Raw genomic sequence first — 19,913 nt, 5'->3', positions numbered from 1 at the left:
CATTTTTCAATGATTATTTCTGCTTGGAGATACAGTCATTTAGCATTGGCCGTATCTTCTTTTTTGTTTGTGCTAATGGCTTCCTTAACAGGAATTATACTTGCATTTGAACCTATTCAGCAAGAAATAGAGATAAACTCTTTTGATCTTGATCAAATTACTGCTGCTACGTTAATCGATAATTTACAAGAAAATTACTTAGAAGTTTTTGAAGTAAAAGTAGATGGTTACGATCGGGTTTCAATTTCGGCTTTGACAGAAAATGGCGATTTAGCAGAATTTTATGTGAATCCAAATACAGGTGAAAAAGTAGCAGAAATAAACCCAGAAGCAAAAACTTTTCAGTTTGCTCGTAGTTTGCATCGTTCTTTATTTTTAAAAACTACCGGAAGATTTTTTGTAGCGCTTACCTCTTTTTTACTCTTTTTAATTAGCCTTAGCGGACTCATTTTATTTCTTAAACGCCAGCAAGGTGTGAAAAAGATTTTTTCTACGATTATCAAAGAAAATTTCTACCAATATGGGCACGTATATTTGGGGCGACTTTTTTTAATTCCAATTATTATTATTAGCCTTTCTGGAGTTTATTTGTCTCTCTTTCAATTTAATATATTAGAACATCCAGTTTTTACTGCGGAAGTTGAAAATGAAAATATTAATGCAGCTCCAAAACGCGCTATAAGCGATTTTGAAATTTTTAATAACACGTCAGTAGCTAATGTAAAAAGCATCGAATTTCCTTTCTCATCAGCGCCTAGTGATTATTTTATGCTTCAGCTTAAAGACGGTAGTTTTGCTATAAATCAATTTACAGGAGAAATTTTAGATGAAGATCAGCTTTCAGCACAAGAACAGTTTTTTCAATATAGTTACATCTTGCATACGGGCGAAGGCAATTTTATTTGGGCATTTATACTTTTACTTTCTTGTGTAAGCATTTTGTTTTTTATCTATTCAGGTTTTAAAATTACCTTCAAAAGAAAGGCTACTAAAATTAAAAATAAATTTAAACTTAACGACTGTACGCATCTTATTTTGGTAGGATCAGAAACCGGAAGCACGTTGCAATTTGCAGTATGGTTTCAGCAAGAACTTCTTAAAAAAGGTAAGAAAGCTTATGTGCAACAGATGAATGAGTTTAGCTATCATAATCAACTTGAACAGCTTATTATTTTTACGGCAACCTATGGCGTGGGAGAACCGCCAACCAATGCTAATAAATTTGAAGCAAAGCTGAAAGAAATTTCGTTTGGTAAACCCATTCAATATAGCGTAGTAGGGTTTGGATCTTTTGCATATCCAGATTTTTGCAAATTTGCTTATACCACAGAAAGTTTACTAGATGAAAAAGAAAATGCTGAATGCTTTTTAGCTTTACACACCATTAATAATAAATCTGCTGAATCATTTAACCGTTGGTTAGCCCAATGGGCGCGGCTAAGCGAAATGAATTTCCCTAAATTTGAAGGAGAAGTTGATTCTACAAAACAAAAAAAATTAGCTTATGAGGTGGTTAGAAAAACAGAAATAATTCCCAATCACCAAACTTTTTTAGTTGAATTAAAGCCAATAAAAAGACAAAAGTTGAGGTCTGGAGATTTGTTGGCGGTAAGTCCTGGAGAAAAACATCATGACCGTTTATATTCATTAGGGATTACTTTAGAAAATACAATTTTACTAAGTATAAAGTTGCATAGAAATGGCATTTGTTCTACGTATCTAAATAGTTTAAAACAAGGCGATGTGGTGCAGGCTTCACGTTTAAAAAATAAGTCTTTTTATTTTCCGAAGAAAGCCTCTCAAGTTTTAATGGTTGCTACCGGAACGGGAATCGCTCCTTTTTTAGGAATGTTGATGAATAATAGCAAAAAAACGCTTACAAAAATGTATTGGGGAGCGAGAGATGAAGAAGCTTTAATTCAGTATAAAAACATGATTACTTCGGCTTTAGAAAACCAACGTTTAGCTCAATTTATTCCGGTATATTCTCGCACAGATCAGCAGCAGTATGTACAAAATCGATTGCAAGAAAATGATTCTGAAATTGCTGAGGTCTTGCAAGCTGGCGGCGTGATTATGATTTGTGGTTCTATATTTATGCAACAAGCAGTCTTGGCTTTATTAACCAAAATTTGCGAAGAAAATAAATTAAAAAATTTAAGTGATTATCAAAATAGAGGTCAATTATTAATGGATTGTTATTAAAATGAAAAATACACTTGTAGCTTTTATAGTATTGCTCAATTTTTTAGGAAACGCACAAACCAGTAAAGAAATTAATATTGGTAAATCTTATCATATTTACTCTAAAATTTTAAATGAAGAAAGAGAATATTATGTCTATTTACCAGATGATTATCAAGAAAATGAAGACAAACAGTATCCGGTAGTTTATTTATTAGACGCCAATATTAATTTTCATAGCTATACTGGTTTGCAGCAAATGCTTTCACGAGGAAGACGTGGTGGTTTTATTCCAAAAATGATTGTGGTAGGAATCGTAAATACCAATAGAAATAGAGACTTAACTCCTGTAAAAACTAAAAAGCTTCCTGAAAAATTTAGAAAAAATAAAGCAATGTTAGAAGATGGCGGTGGCGGAGAGAATTTTTTAAATTTTATTATTAATGAACTTCGTCCAGAACTACAACAAAAGTACCGTACAAATTCATCTGCTACTTTTGTGGGTCATTCATTTGGAGGTTTAACTATTATGTATACTTTATTGAAACATCCAGAATATTTCGATAATTATTTAGCGATAGACCCTAGTATTTGGTGGGATGATAACTATCTTTTTAAGCTTGCTAATTCAGCTAAAGATTTCTTTCAGTTTAATAATAAACGTTTATTTTTTTCTTCTTCAAAGAGAAAACCAAATATGATGTCAAGATCGCCATTAGAAAATGTTTTTAATAAACAATCTTTTAAAGGCTTAAAGTGGAAATTTAAAAATTATCCAGAAGAAAATCACGGTTCGGTAATTATTCCTTCAGAGTACGATGGTTTAAAGTTTTTGTTTAAAAACTAGAGACTAGCATTTGGGTTTATTTATTTCTTTTCTTCAGCTCCATTTAAAATAATTTCTAGCAACTTAGAGAAGTTTAATATAATTTTAAGTGAATGTCTATTCTGAAAAAATTATATTGAATCTAACCGAAAAAATGATTTGATATGAAAGTTTTAATTATTGGTGCACACGGAAAAGTAGGAAAAAAAATAGCTCAAAAAATGAGTGTTTCTAAAGAGTTTGAGCCTACTGCCTTTATTAGAAAAGAAGAACAACGTTCTTACTTTAAAGATATTGGAGTTAACAGCGTTGTTGAAAGCTTAGAAAATACACCAGAAGCGATTAGTAAGGTAATTAAAAATTATGATGCAGTAGTTTTTACGGCAGGATCTGGCGGAAATACAGGGGATGATAAAACTATGGAGATAGATTTAGATGGAGCCATTAAAACCATACAAGCAGCAGAAAAAGAAGGAGTGAAAAGATTTGTTATGGTTGGAGCTTCCCATACCGACGATCGTTCTTTCTGGGGTAAAGTTGAGGGAATGAAAGCTTATTATACTGCAAAATATTATGCAGACTTAGAGCTGAAGAGAAGTCAGTTAGACTATACTATTTTACGTCCAGTCGCATTAACAGATGATGAGCAAGTCGGAAAAGTACTGATGACGAAAAAGCCAGAAGAGGTAGGCGATAAAATACCTAGAGAAGCGGTTGCTGAAACTGTTTTAGCTGTTTTAAAGGAAGAAAAAACTTACGGAAAAATTATAGAAATGAGTAAAGGTGAAGATGAAATCACCGAAGCTTTAACCAAGGTATGCTCTTAGAAAATTGCAAACGAAGTGAAATAAAAAGCCTGTTGAAAAAATCAACAGGCTTTTTTGTACTCAAGGCGGGAGTACCTTTATTTTTAAACATATTTGAATGCTCTTAAGTCTGCTTTAATATATATATGGTGGTTTAATTCAATTTATTTAAATATTTATATATGAAATTATTTTAATTTTAGTAGCCCTTTAAGTTGCCCTATTTTTTATATTTGCATTATATTAAATACATATGCAACTTTCATTTCATTTAAGAAAAGACAAAATCAATAAAGACGGTTTAATACCCATCCGATTACTTATTTCTTTTAATAGCGAAAAAATTTTTAGATCAGTTTCCGGTGTAAAAGTTTTAGAGAAACAGTGGAATAAAAAAAACGAGAGAATAACTAATCCTAGAAAAGGAGAACCATATAATAACTACATAGAGTTTAATAAAATCTTAGATAATAAAGAAGCTGAAATTAAAAAATTATTTAGGTACATCCTTTTAAATGAGATAAACCCTACAAAAGATTTTATTATTGATAAGTTGAAAAATGGTTTAGAAAAAATAAATTTATCTCATAAGTTTTTTCCTTCCTTCGAAGAGTTTATAAATATTAATCGTTCTACTAAGTCACCTAGAACGATTAAGTCATATAGGACTACTTTAAATTTTCTTAAACACTTCGAAACAGAAAAAGGGATTGTTTTAACTTTTGAATCTATAGATCATTCTTTTTTTGAAGATCTTAAAGAATATACTTTTTCGATAAGAAAGAACAAAAATAGTTATTTGGCTTTTATAGTGAAGGTTCTGAAAACTTTTATGAATTGGGCGCATGATAAAGAATATCATACCAATTTAAAATACAAAAAATTTAAAGCTAGAGAAGATGAAACAGAAGTTATCTATCTTACTATGGACGAATTGATGACTCTTTTTAATTATAATTTTGAATCAAAACGATTAACCCATGTTCGTGATACATATTGTATGGGATGTTTTAGCGGTTTGCGCTTTTCAGATTTAGCCTTATTGAAACCTTCAAATATTTTTGATACACATATTAACTTAACGATTCAAAAAACCCGAAGTATAGATCATAAAATTCCTCTTAATAAATTTTCTATGCAGATTTTAGAAAAGTATAAAGGGACTATTTATGAACCACTACCCATAATTTCTGGACAAAAATTTAATAAGTATCTTAAGGAGTGTTGTAAAATAGTTGGAATAGATACACCTATCACAATAACAAGATATATTGGTCAAAAGAGGGTAGATAAAACTCTTCCTAAATATAAATTAATAACAAGTCATACGGCGCGTAAATCTTTTGTTACTAATTCTTTAGTGTTAGGTATGAAGGAGATGGTAGTTAGAAATTTAACAGGTCACAAAAAGGAGGAAAGCTTTAGAAAGTATGTGAAAATTGCTGAAAATTTTAAACAACAGGAAATGGATAACACCTGGAATAAATTATGAGAATAACTTACAAAGCCGGTATTAAGCTCTTAAAATTATATGATTCTTGTACTAGAAGGAAATTTAATTTAAAAATTTTATTTGAAAAATATGCCTTGCCTATTTATATTTTTCCAGTTCTTATTGGATTAATTTTCATAAATGTTAATGCCTTCTTAAGTATAAATTTAAAAAGTTCTATATTCAATATTTTTTATTTAGGGTTAATTTTTTTTTTCACTATTGTTTATTTAATAGTGGCTATTATCTCTTTAGATTTCTTTTACAATAAGAAAATTATAAAAAAGAAAGCAGGTAAGTATTGTATTTCAGACTTAGATTCTTACTGCTTTTCAGGAAAAACTAATGCTAGTGATTTAGGTCAATTAGATAAAAAACCAAAAATTGAATTTTATGGTTATCTAACTGATTTGCAAAAAAAAATCATAGAATTTAAAATATTTTCCACATCTAAAGTACAGACAGAAAGTATAAAATTTTTTATTTCTCAATTTTTTATTACCAAAAATGGACCATCTAAAAAGCTAAAAAAAATTACAGTAAATACTTTACCTCAAATAGAAAAGAAAAATAAAATTTCTATTGTAGGTTTTTTTTGGTTTTTACACAAGCAAGGTGATATTTCAGGAGCTTTTAAAGATACTTGTGAAAAATTGGAAAGCTTTTATCCTGAGTTGGGTAAAAGCCTAAATCAGCTTCCATCAAAAAAGAATTTTCAAGAAATTTATGACGAAAACACGAAAATTACATCTTTCATGAGGATTATTAGAAAATTTTAAATGGAAAAATAAATTTTATTTTACTGATTTTTAGGGTTTTATGTCTGTTTTTGAGAAAATGAAAATTTTAAGCTGAAAGTTGTTACATATTTGAATTGTTGGAAATTAAATTTAAACTTAAAACAATTTAAAATGAGTAACGTACTATTCTATTCGCACACAAAAGAAGATTTACAGAGAGTTGTAAAGATGGTTTTAGATGAAGTTATAAAAACCGAATCTATTTTATCAAGTTCTTCAATTACACCTGATGATAGACTTTCGCAAAAACAAGCGGCAAAATTTTTAGGAGTATCGGTAACCACGATTATCACTTGGAAGAAACAAAATAAGATACCCTATTATTCTGTAGGCAGGTCTATATTTTATTCAAAAAAAGAGCTTTTAGAAGTTGCTAAACAAAATAGAAAAGCTAAATGAAATGAAAAAGCTAGAACCCTCCTATTATGCTATTTTATCCGCTCCTATTAGATATGACAAAAGATTAAGCCCCAGCGCAAAAATACTTTACGCAGAAATCACTTCACTTACGAATCAACTTGGTTTTTGTTATGCCAGTAATAGATACTTTGAAGAGCTTTATCAGGTATCCACTCAATCGGTAAACACTTGGCTTAAACAACTTCAAGAGTATGGATATATTCAGCGGCATTTATATCGCGATAAGGGTACTAAAGAAATCTTGAATAGGTATATAACTATTTTTGAAAAGCCTATACAAAAAAACTTGAATAGGCCTATACAAGATTTCTTTAATGATAATAATAAACATTCAATACTAAACTCTAATAGTTTTAAAAAAGAAAAAAAGAAAAAAGAAAAAAAAATTAATGCTAGACCGAGAAACTATGAATGATTTATCAAGACAAAGAAATATTAATGAAAAATTATATACGATTTCTACAGATCAGTTTAAAGAGCTTTTCTGGAAGGAAGGAAAGGAATACTTCCGGAAAAGACATCGACATTTTGTTGTTGACGATCAAAATAGGAGCTTTTTAGATCTTATTTGTAAATACTTTACTAATGATCCCCTTTTCGAAAAAAAATGTAATGGAGAGCTTAGAAAGGGACTTTTGATATTTGGTCCTTGTGGCACGGGAAAAAGTTCAATTTTTGATATAGTCCAAATTATTAGTAAAAAATATAAATTAAAAAATTTACGGTTTTCCAATATATCTGTTCATGATTTGGTTACGAAGTATAGTTTGGAGGGTGAGTATCTTGTAGAAAGATATAGAAAAGGAAAAGTCCACTTTGATGATTTGGGAACCGAGAGAATAGCCAATTCCTGGGGCGTAAAGGAAAAACTTATGGGGAGAATGATTGAGCTTCGATATAATGAGTTTAAACAAAAAGGAACTAAAACTTTTATTACAACAAATCTTACTATAAAAGATTTGAATAAATTTTATGGTAATGGTTTCGATGATAGTAGAAATCGATTTGCAGACAGGCTTTACGAGATGTTCAATTTTATTCCTTTGGATGGAGATTCTAGAAGGTTTTGAAGGTATCGTAGATAGCAAGTTGAACAGGGGCAGAGCCCCTATTTTCAACTTGCTCTGCGAGGCTTAGCTTCTGTTAACTAGTAAGTTAAAGTTGTTTTTTAATTATAAAAAATTATATAAATATTATAAATGAAGTCTTAAGGTATTCATTGTCAATGACAAAAAATATAAAATGAAAAAAAAGAGTATTATAATAGATGATTTTCATCATAAAGAATTGATGAAAATCTCCAAGGTATATGGAGCTAAATATGGCGATTTTGTACAAGCCATGATATTATATTTTAAAAAAACAGGAATAAATCCTTTAGAAACCGCTAATGATAATCCTGCAGAATTGATTAAAGTTTTAGATAAGAGAATAGTCTCTTTTATGAGGGTTCAAGAAAGAGATATTTTGAAGCCTATGAGAAATGAAGCCTTTACATATTCTAAAGATCAGAATACTAATTTTAATAATTTACAGGGTTGGGTTAAGGATGCAATCGTAAAGGTCAATAAATTCGATGAAGCTAGAAGTAAAAAACTAAGTGATGGTTTTAAGGCAATACTTAAAGATATAAATAGAGTAGAGGTAGAAGTCAAGAAACAACAAGAAGCACTACATCTGATATGCGAGTATTTAGATCAAAAAAATAAATCGGGATTTAAAGCTAAATTTAACTCTATTTTCAAAGATGCCGATTAGCAAACCCCATAGTACATTAGGAGCAGGAAATATGGGAAGTTGCTCAAAGCTTGCTGTATACTTAGAAAAAGAGAATAAAGATTTAGATAAGCTTTTACAGACTAAAACTTCTTTAAAGGATCAAAGAAATATAGAAAATAGAAAGCAATCATTTTTTTCTCATTCAGAAAAAGCAATTAGTACAAATGAAGTTATAAGTTCTATTGATAATAATATTAAAAAATTAGGAAGAAATGACTCTAAATATTTCGCCCCAACGATTAGTTTTAGTCAAAAAGAGCTAGATTTTATATTTGATACAGTTACTAATGGTGAGGAAGTGAAAGATGTTTGGCAATTAAATCAAGATCAGTATAGATTATATAATGATATGATCATGGACTATACCCGATTGGTCATGACTAATTATGCTAAAAATTTCAACAGAGAAGATAAAGGTTTAAAATCTGGAGCAGATTTGGTTTATTACGCCAAAATAGAACATTTTAGGAAGTTTAAAGGAAATGATAAAGAAGTTATAAGCGGCAAATTTAAGAGTGGAGATATTAAACCAGGACTAAATACTCACGTTCATGTAATTGTCAGTAGAAAATCTAAATCGCAACGTTTAAAACTTACACCTACTTCTAAAGAGAGAAAAACTGATAGGTCAATAGGAGGGAATAAGTATCGAGTTGGTTTTGATCGAGTAAGATGGATCAATTTAAATGAGGATAGTTTCGATAAATATTTTAAATATCCACGTAAAGCATTAGAAAGGTTTGAAATCCAAAACATTTTAAAAAATGGCTCACCAAAAGAAAAAGAAGTTCTATTAAAACAAATCAACCAACAAGATTTATCAACTAGAAATTTACAAGCAAAAGAAACAAAGGCAAAAGTTTCAGTGCCTAAGAATAGAATTAAATAATAATTATATTTATTTTTAAAAAAGACTAAAGGGAAATAAAAACTAAAAGTAATTTTTTCCCTTCAGTTTTTTTGATCGTAAAAAATCAACTTTTATTAAATTTATTAATCAAAAATCAAGCTTATGTTTAATTATACTGATGTTGAAGACTTTATGGAAAACAGAGATCTTCACGAAGATTATTATACGCTAATGGAAGAATATACTGGAACTTCAATATATAAAGAAATTATACATTTTATGTATTTAGCATTTCCAAATTGGACCTCTAATAGAGGAATAGGTTCAATGGCTGCTGAATTTGTTCTATCAAATATTGAAAACTTAGAATATTTAGATGAAGATGCAATTAATTCTAAAGAAAGTTTGGAAACTATTTATTTAGAATTAGTAAAGCGTTACCATAGCTTCAAGAAAACTTTTGACTTTTCAGATTACACAAGACTCAATAATGAATTTGAGCAGGAATATGAAGAAGAATTGCAGGATATAGAGCATCTTAATATAGAAGATAGTGAAAAAGCAAGGGACGAGCTTTATATGAAGTTTGAGAAAGAATATTTGTCTAAAGTAACTTATAATTTTATTGATGAAGACGAGTTGATAATTTCTTAAGTATAAAGTTTAATATGCTTCACACTATCCTAAAAAGAGTGTAAGTTCAAAATTTCAGGGTTAAATTATTTATAGTTTAATCCTGTTTTCAAATATAGCTAAAAATTGATTGAGTATAATTCCCCAATTCCTAACAGGTATTGTCCATTTTTTAGTGCTTTGCCTAAGAGCTAAAAACACAGATTTCATAACAGCGTCATCCGTTGGAAATGAAAGTTTGTTTTTAGTGTATTTTCTGATTTTTCCATTCAGGTTCTCAATAAGGTTTGTAGTGTAAATTATAGTTCTTACTTCAATAGGAAAGTCAAAAAATACGGTCAGCTCATCCCAGTTGTTTTCCCAACTCTTGATAGCGTAAGAATATTTAGAGTTCCATTTTGTCTTAAAATCTTTTAAGGCTGCTTTTGCGGCTTCTTTTGTTGGAGCCGTATAGATCTGCTTCATCTCCCTTGTAAACTCTTTTTTGTCTTTCCAGACCACATAACGACAAGAGTTCCTGATTTGGTGCACAACACATATTTGGGTAACAGAATTAGGGAAAATAGTTTTAATGGTATCTGTAAAGCCATTTAAATTATCTGTGGCAGTTATTAATATGTCTTGTGTGCCTCTTGCTTTGATATCCGTAAGGACACTCATCCAAAAAGCGGAAGATTCGTTCTTTCCCAGCCACAGTCCAAGTACTTCTTTTTTACCGTCGACTCTTAAACCAACTGCAATGTAAATGGTCTTGTTCACAACTTTAGAGTTCTCTCTAACTTTAAATACAATGCCATCCATCCAAACAATTAAATAAGTGGCTTCCAGAGGCCTGTTTTTCCAAGCAATTATATCTTCTGTCACCCTATCGGTGATCCGTGATATTGTACTTGTAGAGATATTAAAATCGTAGAGTTCCCTTATTTGTTCTTCAATATCGCTATTGCTCATGCCCTTGGCATAAAGGGAGATAATAATATTTTCAATGCCCGCTGTGGTGCTTTCTCTTTTCTTTACGACCATTGGGTTAAATGAGCTCTCCCGATCTCGTGGGACCGCAATCTCTGTCTCTCCCAAAGTGGTCTTTAGTTTCTTCTTTGAGTAACCATTTCTTTGGTTGGTGGACTTACTCTTTTTATGCTTGTCATAGTCTAAATGAGCGTCAAGCTCTCCTTCTAGGATCTTCTCGATTCCTCGCTTGTGCAGCTGTTCTAAAAAGCTAGTGAGTTCTGTTCCGTTTTTAAATTGATAAAAAAAATCTTCGTTCAATAAATCTTCTGGTTACATAAATGTGTAAAATTTAAAATTAATAAATAAAAAATCTCAGGCAAAACATTAATCTGAGATCTTAAAACTTAAACAGTTTATGAGATACTGCCATGCTTGCAGTTGTTTAGATTTTTTATATATTTTGTTAAGTTACAAAGTGAATAAAAATTTATTATTTGGAATTGTTTAAATTGATTAATTTAATTTATACTGATTATACCATGATTCAATATGTTGAAAATAAATCCATTTTAGTTTCTTCTCTTGTTAGATATGTTGTCTGATAAATTCTTTCAACTTTTAAGATTTTAAGATAACTCTCAGATACCGAATTGCCCAAGTAATTAACTTTTATGAATATGCTTTTTATGATTAATGATAACTTTAATAGGTTTCATCCCTTTGCTGAATTAATATCTAATAATCTTGTGGTTATATAGTTCAAGTATAATTGTTAAAAAAAGCCAGTCTTCTTTTGTATAGAAATGAGTAATATCTGAAATCTATTTTTCACAAGCTCATTTAGCTTAAAACATTCTACTCAGTATATTTTCTAAAACGGGATAACTGTTCTCTGAGTGAGTGGGAGGAATGAATTTTTTGTTTGAAAAGACTTTAGTCTGTGTTTATTTATTTTACGAGTTAATAAAGAACTTTCACCCAGATTTAGTGAGCTTTAACAATTGAGCATGTTAATCATTTTCAATAGCTGTTCTCGTTTTATATGTTGTGTGGAGCGTCCAGATTTTCAATTGTTATAAATTATGTGTCTGATTTTTAGTATTTAACATATAAAATAAAAAGTAAACTCCTTTTGTTTCGATTTTATGAATACTTATCTTTTTAATATTCGATGAGAAAATGCTTATAGTATTTTTGACTTTTGTCTAAACAAGTTCTTTCCGCAAATTGGACAACTCTTTTTTCTTACCATTACTAGTAAAACTGTTTCTTTTTTGGTTTTTCTGTTGATAATTCCAACTTTATAATATTTGCGGATCGATATCAAGACCTTCTGTTACTTATTCTTTTTGTTACGAGCATGACTAAGTTTAATCGCAATAAGTTTAAATTTTCTGCGATAAAATTATTTTTATATTTTAACTGATGCTAGAGTTTTTTTATAAAATATATACACTAAAAACCTGTTCATAGAATCAATACTTATTTTTAATGTAACCGATAATATATAAAGGATTAAAAAATAATTGTTAATTATTTTAACTTAAGTTATATACATAAAATAAAAGTTTTATTTTTACAGAAAATTTATCAAATGAACAGATTTTTATTATTATTAATATTTATAATTACGATAAATTTTCTTCACGCCCAAAATATTTTAGATACTTCGGATTGGCAAGAGGGAAATTATGACTACACTGATTTTAATGCAATTTATCCAGTATTTGGAACTAGAACAATCAATAGGGTTTCTTTAGAAAGCAATCATTTAGGTGTTGTAAAGAACTCTTGGAAAACAGATCATACATTTAATCCATTCACTATGAATCCCAGTAAACATGGCTGGGGCACTAATTATAAAAATCTTTCAGATTTATATGACTACAGATTTTCTGTATGGGTTAAAACAAATAATTTTGGTAATTTGGTGATTCGTGCAAAAGATCTAATAAAAAACTTTAGAAAAGGTTCTACCAACTACGATGTAGCAACTTTTTTTTTAGGTGATTTACCTATCAAGGATAGATGGTACCTAATAGTAGGTTATATATATAGATCTGCTCCGGTTCTTCCACCTATAAATAGTAGTATAAGGAGAAATCTTGGCGGAATTTATGATGGTGTGACAGGAAAACGAGTCTCTAGTATAAATGATTATACTAGAAACAGTTCTAACTATAGCATTAGCTTTTAATCTTATTTAGAATTTGGAAACTCTGTCATAGTAGTTTCCCCTAGAAATATTGCCCCTAGAAATACTACCAATTTTCTAACCACGGCGAATGCTTTTTACTTAAACCCAAGAATTGAACCTTTAAATGGGAATCAGCCTACTATAACCGATCTTTTAGAAATCAATCAAAATAGTTATTTGACTTTTGAATATGATAATTCAAAAAACCAAGCCAAAAGAATATATGACTACTATTCTGAAAATGAAGGAAGCGATAGAAATAGGATACTCTCTTCACAAACAACATTAAATGAATCTGAATATTATTTAAACAGGATTCCAACCAAAAATATACAGAACAAAAACAATCCAGGACAATCAACTCAATCAATCACTGTCTATCCTAACCCTGCATCAAAAGTGGTTTACTTTGAAATAAATAATAATCTAAAAAATTTGATCGCCGGTATTTCTATACAAAATTTGAATGGTCAAATGCTTTATTATATACCTTATAAAAATAGTAATCAACAAACAATAGATATAGCTCAACTTTCTGCAGGTGAATACCTAATGGTTTTTACTTTAAAAAGTGGCGAAAAAATAACGAAAAAAATATTAAAGGGTTAACCCATGAAAAAAATACTTACATCCTTTGGCCTTTTTATTATATGTCTAAACTATCCTTTATTTAGCCAAAATAATAATCCTTCAGAAGAATCTAATATTACTGGAACTGGTGATAGTATAATTTTACCGAATCAATTATCCAATCATTCCACTTTTGCTTCCTCATCAAGCTCTTCTAAACTTACTTCCTCCACTATGAATCCTGCTGGAATGCTCAATGCAGAACTTTCTGTAACTTCATCAGGTGCCGCGATATATCATATCCCATTCGACTTACCGAAAGGGATTGGGGATTTTAAACCAGATTTAGGCTTAACCTACAACAGTCAAGCCGGTAATGGTATTGCCGGTTGGGGCTGGCAAATATCAGGATTATCGTCTATTTCACGTACGGGCAAGACAAAATTCCATAATGGAGTTATTAATAACATTAAATTTGATAACGATCAATTTACCCTAAACGGACAAAGGTTAATGGTTGTTAGTGGCACCTACGGCAACCATAATTCAATTTATCAAACGGAAAATTACTCCAATTTAAAAATTCAGGCCAAAGGCACCCATACAAGTGGATCACAACATGGTCCTCTTTATTTTATAGTACATTACCCCAATGGAAATAAATCTTATTACGGAAACTCAATGGATAGCCGGGGCAAACTGGAATGGCTTTTGAAAAAGACCATAGATAAAAATGGAAATACTATTGATTATAGTTATACCGGTAGTTTAACAGAGAAATACATTAGTAAGATTATGTATGGAGCTAAAGGAAGCAATACAGCACCTGTAGAAATCAAATTTAATTATAACACGAGAAGGAATCAAACAAATTCATACATAGGCGGAACATTCTTTCAGAAAGGTGAAATATTAGATAACGTAGAAGTTAATGTTAATAATGAACTTTATAGAAAATATGACCTCTTTTATAGTCAAACAGTTTCTCAATACCAGAGATTAACTTATATTTGGGAATACAATCATAATAATGAAAGAAGAGAAGTTAGATTAGTTTATGATGTTACTCCTAATAACTTAACTCAATATACTAATTCGGTAGACTTTATTCCTCAAATTACTTCTTCAAGTAAGGCCTCTGCCGGAGAATTTAATGGTGATGGTAAAATGGATTTAATATTCTATGACAAGAACAAATTAAATTTATTTACAGAATTATTTGACTCTAATTCAGGTGTTTCTTTTGGTTACTCTTTAACTGGCGATCGTGATTTTGAAACAGTTTTTCCCTCAAAGATTTTAAATTCTCAATCTAAGCTATTAAATCCGCAAGCTATAACAACTGTTACTGAAGAAATAAAAAGTGCAAATTCTGAGATTGAATTTAATATGTATAGTTTAGCGGCATATGGCTTAATTTTTCAATATCAACGAACCTTTAATTTTCCAATTGAACCAGGCTATAATTCAGGGTGTTCATACAGATCTCCATCAGTAAATAGAAAAATAGAAAAAGAATTTTTGTCAGGTGATTTTAATGGAGATGGATTAAGTGATGTATTAGTAGTTTCAAAAGGTTACAATAAAACTATATGTGATGAAATTAGAGAGCCTTATGAACAACGACCGGATTGTAGATGTGTAGAAGAGTTTATAGGTTCTGAAACACCTACTGTATATTTTATTGATTTAAATCAAAATCTTACTTCTAATAATTTCACTATATCAGGTGTTTTATCCACAGGTGTAGCAAAAGGGGATAAATTTTTTACTGTTGATATTGATGGAGATGGTAAAACGGATTTTGTCCATTTCAAAAATGGTTCTGTGAGAGCATATACAATAAACTCAGAGGGTGATCTTGAACTCCTTTATGTGTATTCAAGCTCTTCAATTGATATCGAAAATCCAATATTAGTAGGTGATTTCAATGCCGATGGCAATACTGATTTTATTACTCCTATAGCCGAAGGATCATCTTCTTGGAGATTAATATTTTCTAATGGAAGTGGTTTTAATTCTTATCTAAAGGACTTCGGGCTGAGTTTTAAAAAAAACTGGATTGATGATTCTATTACAGATCCTTTAATTTATGAATATAATTATATTGCACAAGATTTTACAGGGGACGGAAGAACTGATATCCTTCTAAATCAATTAGAGTCTCATTTATATGGAACAAGAAACGGTCAAACTAAGCAACAGTTGAAGTTATTTGTGAGCCAAACAGAACCTAATAATTCTCAGATTACCTTCTATTCTCATTATATGACCACTAAATATTTAGAAGGAAACATAAGAGGTGGTTTATCAATATCTTATCAAAGTTCTGATTTGAAAAATAATTTAGGTTATGGTTATCTAATTCCACATAATTCTCGTAATACAAATAATGTTTTAGGATTTCAGTTTAATCGAGATCATCGTAGAGATGTAAGTTTAAAAAGAATTGAAAATAATGGTGTAATAGATTATATTGAATATTCAAATCTGTCTAAAAAAAATGGAGATGAAACATATGCTGTTGATTACGAAGAGGTTTATCCATATATAAATACAAATATTTCTCCTAATTTAAAAGTAGTCAAGAATAGAAGAAAAGAAGCAAGTGGCTATGTCCGTAAAAAACTATATCGTTACAAAGGCGGTGTTTTTCATGCAAAAGGGTTAGGTTTCCTTGGTTTTAAAGAATTTTCTGAAACAAATTGGTATAGTGATAATAGTGGTTTAATTTGGAATATAAATGTTAGCAACCCTCAACTAAGAGGAGCTATTATCCACAAATACAAAGCAAATTCTCCTTATTATACTACTTACATTACTAAAGAGTCGTATACCTATCAAAGCAATCTATCTGCTACTAAAGTATTTAAAATTTCACCTTCACAAGTAGTAACCACAAACAACCTTCAGAATTTTACTTCTACTAAAACATTTAGTTATGATAATTACCTTAATCCTATTGAAGTAACTCGGATCACACCGGATATACAGGAATCGACTCAATACAACTATTCTAACAATCCAAGCATCAGTAGTAATTATCATGTTGGAAGGGTTTTACAACAAACCCAAAGTAGTACCTTAGACGGAAACACCTTTACAACAGAAAAAAACTTATTCTATAATAGCAATGGCTCCCTATCTACCATAGAAGAAAAAGGAAATAACACTGAAGCAATTACCAAATCTTATGAATATGACTGGTATGGAAATATTATTGAAAAAAGTTTAAGTGCACCAGGACTAGCAACTAGAACAGAATCCTTTGAATATGATTCAACAGGAATATTTTTAATTAATTCTGTAAATATTGAAGGGCTAGAAAAAAATTATACTTATAATAATTTTGGCAACCTAATTTCGATAACCGATGAGTCCAACCGTACTTCTACCCTAGAATATGATAGCTGGGGAAGATCAATAAAAGAAATAGATTTTTTAGGAAATACGGTAAATTACAATTATTCTGTTTCGAATGTTAATGCTACTCAAACTTTATTAAAAGAAACAGATTTTCAAACAGGGGCAGATAAAAAAGAATATTTTGATGCATTTGGAAATTTAATTTTGCAAAAGGAATTGTCAATCAACTCCAACTGGAGGGCAATCTCCTATAAATATAATGACTTGGGAAGGCTTATTAATGAAAGTGAACCTTATTTTGGGAGTTCTCCCTCTCAATGGAATACCTCCGAATACGATATATATGGAAGACCTATTCAAAATAGCTTATTCACAGGAAAAACAATCCAAACCAGTTATAACGGTCTGAGAACAACGGTTGATGATGGCACAAAAATAAAAATTACCACTACCGACACAGAAGGAAACATTAAACAGGTACAAGACTCTGGAGGTACTATTAATTATAGTTACTATGGAAATGGAGAGCTAAAATCTTCCAATTACGCAGGACATACCATCACCATTTCCCGAGATGGATGGGGTAGAAAAACTCAGATGGTAGATCCATCTGCTGGGACATATTCTTATTCCTATAACCTTTTTGGAGATATTTTAACAGAAACTACTCCTCGAGGCACTACCACTTATGAATATGATAGTACTGGGAAAGTAATTTTTAAACAAATTGTTGGAGAAGAGACCGACTTAATGTTAGATTATTCTTATGATCCAGATACAAAATTACTAAGTTCGATCGATGGCCTTGATGCGATGAGTTTTGGGGGCGAGTATTATGCATACTCTTATATATATGACCAATACAACCGACTTATTGAAGTTTCAGAACAAACCCCCTTTGCAGAATTTAGTAAAGATATTTCGTATAACAATAAGGGGCAGATAGTTAATGAAATATATACTACCAGCAGTATACCCGTTGGTCATGTAGTAGTAAAAATAAAAAATGTTTACGATATATCTGGAGATTTGGTAGAAATTAAAGATTTTAATTCTAACCAATCATTATGGAAATTATCTACTGTAACGGCGAAAGGCCCATCTAAAGAAATAAAACTCGGAAATGGATTCATAAAAAAAAGATTCTATGATAACAATAATTTTCTGACCCAATTAATAGATGAAAATGCCCTATCAAATGAGGGTTTGAAATTGGAATATGAATTTGATCACCAAACTGGAAACCTATTACAAAGAAAAAATCATATTTTTAACTGGGAAGAACATTTTTCTTATGATGATTTAGACCGTTTAACCACAATATCTGGAGATGAAAGCTTTTATAATAGTTATGATGATAAGGGTAGAATTATCACTAATTCTCAAATAGGTAATTATAAATATAATACAAGTACCTATCAGGCTTCGAAAATTTTGTTAAATAATCAAGGGGATTTGTATTACCAGCAGCACCCCCTTCAGGAAATCACCTATAATGCCTTTAAGAAACCAGTAGAGATTTTTGAAGAAGGCAAGGGGCGTGTTAATTTTATTTATGGGCCCTTAGGTAATAGAACGCAAGCCTATTATGGTGGGCTAAGTGAAAATTTAAATGATAGAGAAAATTTTAAATACTATTCCTCTATCATTCCCGTAGAAATAAATGGAATGAAAGCTATTACTTATATTGGCGGTGATGAATATAGTGCACCGGTAATACATGTAAAAAAAAGACGATCATCCACTCCCAGTTATAAAAATTATCATTATTTACATAGAGATTATTTAGGAAGTATAATAGCAATCTCTAATTCTGAAGGAGAAATAGTAGAGAAAAGGCATTATAATGCTTGGGGAGAAATAAGTAAATACCAAGACAGTTCAGGAAATACAGAGTTTACTCATCAAAATACTTTATTGAGTCGGGGGTATACCGGGCACGAGCATTTTTTTGGAGTAGGTTTAATTCATATGAATGGGCGGGTATACGATCCTCACACACATCGCTTTCTATCACCTGACAACTATATTCAAGATCCATATAATACGCAAAGTTTTAACAGGTTCGGGTATGTGTGGAATAATCCTTTAAAATATAGTGATCCAAATGGTGAATTTATAATTGCTGCTATAATAATTGGAGCTGCTGTAGGAGCTTATTTTGGAGGGTCTATTGTAAACCGCTCTTACAACCCTACTAAATGGGACTGGTCTAGCTCTGGTACATATGTAGGTATATTAGGTGGGGCATTAATTGGAGGACTTTCCACTGGAGCCGGAGCAATGGTCGCTACGAGTATAGGGGCCAGTTCAACTGTTGGTTTTGGAGGCTTAATGGCAACAGCAGTAGGAGGGACTGTAGGTGGGGCTATTTCAGGTGCTGGATTTGCCATACTTCAGGGTGAAAATGTATTTGAAGGTTTTTGGAAAGGAGGAGTTTCAGGTTTAATAGGTGGAGCCGTAGGATCATATATAGGAGGAATAGGTGGAGCATTCTCAGGAGGCTTTTCATCTAGTGCCTTTAATGCTATGATAGAAGGAGATAATTTAGGAGATATTATAAAATCTGGAATTATTGGTGGTGCCATTTCTTTAGCTTTAAATCATGTTCAACAGAGAATTGCTTACTCGAGTTATAAAAATACTGGTGGAAAATTAACATTTAAACAATTCAGCAAAATAAGCTATGCTTCTCAGAAGTCATTTGCTAGAGGAGAGGAATATGGTGGATGGATATTAGACGATGGTTCCATTGAAATGTGGACAGAGAGATCAGGAAAAAATTTCATACAACCGACTAAAAGACCTTCAAATACAATTGGTGAGTTTCATACCCATCCAAACCTAGGAGGTAATTGGATAGAATCCCATAGCCCTACCGATATTAACGCAGCAATAGACCCTTCATATGTAATAGGTAGAAAAAATGTGTGGTTTCTGCATCCATCATTTGGAGGGAGCCCCACCAATTTGTATAAATCTAATTTATTTCATGTATATCCCTATTTTCATAATCCCTTTGCCTTAATTAACTGATTT

At 30.7% G+C, this 19,913-nt stretch carries 15 protein-coding genes; 14 read left to right on the top strand and 1 reads right to left on the bottom strand.

Going from position 1 to position 19,913, the window contains the following annotated elements; genetic code table 11:
- Nucleotides 1-9: 9 nt before the first annotated feature.
- The 11 genes from KW502_RS09160 (at nt 10) to KW502_RS09110 (ending at nt 9,811) form a co-directional block, all read left to right on the top strand.
- Complete coding sequence (locus KW502_RS09160; protein WP_219040250.1) at nt 10-2,205, top strand: PepSY domain-containing protein; 2,196 nt, start codon at nt 10-12, stop codon at nt 2,203-2,205.
- A gap of 1 nt (nt 2,206) precedes the next feature.
- The gene (locus tag KW502_RS09155) at nt 2,207-3,031 is read left to right on the top strand and encodes an alpha/beta hydrolase (RefSeq protein WP_219040249.1); all 825 of its coding nucleotides are present in this window, start codon (nt 2,207-2,209) and stop codon (nt 3,029-3,031) included.
- Between the two features lie 143 nt (nt 3,032-3,174).
- Nucleotides 3,175-3,837 (top strand): SDR family oxidoreductase, encoded by a 663-nt coding sequence (locus tag KW502_RS09150; RefSeq protein ID WP_219040248.1) that lies wholly within the window; start codon nt 3,175-3,177, stop codon nt 3,835-3,837.
- 232 nt (nt 3,838-4,069) lie between these two features.
- Nucleotides 4,070-5,308 carry a site-specific integrase gene (locus KW502_RS09145; protein WP_219040247.1) on the top strand — a complete coding sequence of 413 codons (1,239 nt, stop codon included), beginning with the start codon at nt 4,070-4,072 and terminating at the stop codon, nt 5,306-5,308.
- 236 nt (nt 5,309-5,544) lie between these two features.
- Nucleotides 5,545-6,087, top strand: coding sequence for a hypothetical protein (locus KW502_RS09140; RefSeq protein WP_219040246.1), 543 nt, complete (start codon nt 5,545-5,547; stop codon nt 6,085-6,087).
- Nucleotides 6,088-6,219: 132 nt separating this feature from the next.
- Nucleotides 6,220-6,507, top strand: coding sequence for a helix-turn-helix domain-containing protein (locus KW502_RS09135; protein ID WP_219040245.1), 288 nt, complete (start codon nt 6,220-6,222; stop codon nt 6,505-6,507).
- A gap of 1 nt (nt 6,508) precedes the next feature.
- Entirely contained in the window at nt 6,509-6,943 is a 435-nt protein-coding gene (locus tag KW502_RS09130; protein WP_219040244.1) for a helix-turn-helix domain-containing protein, read from the top strand.
- Complete coding sequence (locus KW502_RS09125) at nt 6,936-7,598, top strand: P-loop NTPase family protein (protein ID WP_219040243.1); 663 nt, start codon at nt 6,936-6,938, stop codon at nt 7,596-7,598. The genes KW502_RS09130 and KW502_RS09125 overlap by 8 nt, the downstream gene beginning before the upstream one ends.
- Before the next feature lie 172 nt (nt 7,599-7,770).
- Entirely contained in the window at nt 7,771-8,286 is a 516-nt protein-coding gene (locus KW502_RS09120; protein WP_219040242.1) for a BfmA/BtgA family mobilization protein, read from the top strand.
- On the top strand, nt 8,276-9,196 hold the full coding sequence (locus KW502_RS09115) for a DUF5712 family protein (RefSeq protein WP_219040241.1): 921 nt from the start codon (nt 8,276-8,278) through the stop codon (nt 9,194-9,196). The genes KW502_RS09120 and KW502_RS09115 overlap by 11 nt, the downstream gene beginning before the upstream one ends.
- A 123-nt stretch (nt 9,197-9,319) precedes the next feature.
- Nucleotides 9,320-9,811 carry a hypothetical protein gene (locus tag KW502_RS09110; RefSeq protein ID WP_219040240.1) on the top strand — a complete coding sequence of 164 codons (492 nt, stop codon included), beginning with the start codon at nt 9,320-9,322 and terminating at the stop codon, nt 9,809-9,811.
- A 69-nt stretch (nt 9,812-9,880) separates the two neighbouring features.
- On the opposite strand, the gene KW502_RS09105 is transcribed toward KW502_RS09110, so the two are convergent.
- A complete protein-coding gene (locus KW502_RS09105) occupies nt 9,881-11,059 on the bottom strand; it encodes an IS256 family transposase (RefSeq protein ID WP_255554192.1) in 1,179 nt (392 codons plus the stop codon).
- 1,276 nt (nt 11,060-12,335) lie between these two features.
- Here KW502_RS09105 and KW502_RS09100 point away from each other — a divergent pair.
- The 3 genes from KW502_RS09100 (at nt 12,336) to KW502_RS09090 (ending at nt 19,910) form a co-directional block, all read left to right on the top strand.
- The gene (locus tag KW502_RS09100; protein WP_219040239.1) at nt 12,336-12,938 is read left to right on the top strand and encodes a hypothetical protein; all 603 of its coding nucleotides are present in this window, start codon (nt 12,336-12,338) and stop codon (nt 12,936-12,938) included.
- Between the two features lie 177 nt (nt 12,939-13,115).
- Nucleotides 13,116-13,547: a T9SS type A sorting domain-containing protein gene (locus KW502_RS09095; RefSeq protein WP_219040238.1), complete on the top strand. Its 432-nt coding sequence runs from the start codon at nt 13,116-13,118 to the stop codon at nt 13,545-13,547.
- A gap of 3 nt (nt 13,548-13,550) precedes the next feature.
- Nucleotides 13,551-19,910 (top strand): RHS repeat-associated core domain-containing protein, encoded by a 6,360-nt coding sequence (locus KW502_RS09090; protein ID WP_219040237.1) that lies wholly within the window; start codon nt 13,551-13,553, stop codon nt 19,908-19,910.
- The last annotated feature ends 3 nt before the right edge of the window (nt 19,911-19,913 follow it).

Origin of the sequence: Mesonia aestuariivivens (assembly GCF_019311235.1) — a bacterium.
In the GTDB taxonomy this organism is placed as follows: Bacteria; Bacteroidota; Bacteroidia; order Flavobacteriales; family Flavobacteriaceae; genus Mesonia; species Mesonia aestuariivivens.
The sequence above is the reverse complement of the archived record's forward strand: the minus strand, read 5'-3'. Positions and strand labels throughout refer to the sequence as shown.

Coding starts and splice junctions, on each gene's coding strand:
- KW502_RS09155 (WP_219040249.1), top strand. CDS start 2,207: ATGAAAAATACACTTGTAGCTTTTATAGTATTGCTCAATTTTTTAGGA.
- KW502_RS09115 (WP_219040241.1), top strand. CDS start 8,276: ATGCCGATTAGCAAACCCCATAGTACATTAGGAGCAGGAAATATGGGA.
- KW502_RS09125 (WP_219040243.1), top strand. CDS start 6,936: ATGAATGATTTATCAAGACAAAGAAATATTAATGAAAAATTATATACG.
- KW502_RS09100 (WP_219040239.1), top strand. CDS start 12,336: ATGAACAGATTTTTATTATTATTAATATTTATAATTACGATAAATTTT.
- KW502_RS09130 (WP_219040244.1), top strand. CDS start 6,509: ATGAAAAAGCTAGAACCCTCCTATTATGCTATTTTATCCGCTCCTATT.
- KW502_RS09120 (WP_219040242.1), top strand. CDS start 7,771: ATGAAAAAAAAGAGTATTATAATAGATGATTTTCATCATAAAGAATTG.
- KW502_RS09090 (WP_219040237.1), top strand. CDS start 13,551: ATGAAAAAAATACTTACATCCTTTGGCCTTTTTATTATATGTCTAAAC.
- KW502_RS09110 (WP_219040240.1), top strand. CDS start 9,320: ATGTTTAATTATACTGATGTTGAAGACTTTATGGAAAACAGAGATCTT.
- KW502_RS09160 (WP_219040250.1), top strand. CDS start 10: ATGATTATTTCTGCTTGGAGATACAGTCATTTAGCATTGGCCGTATCT.
- KW502_RS09150 (WP_219040248.1), top strand. CDS start 3,175: ATGAAAGTTTTAATTATTGGTGCACACGGAAAAGTAGGAAAAAAAATA.
- KW502_RS09135 (WP_219040245.1), top strand. CDS start 6,220: ATGAGTAACGTACTATTCTATTCGCACACAAAAGAAGATTTACAGAGA.
- KW502_RS09145 (WP_219040247.1), top strand. CDS start 4,070: ATGCAACTTTCATTTCATTTAAGAAAAGACAAAATCAATAAAGACGGT.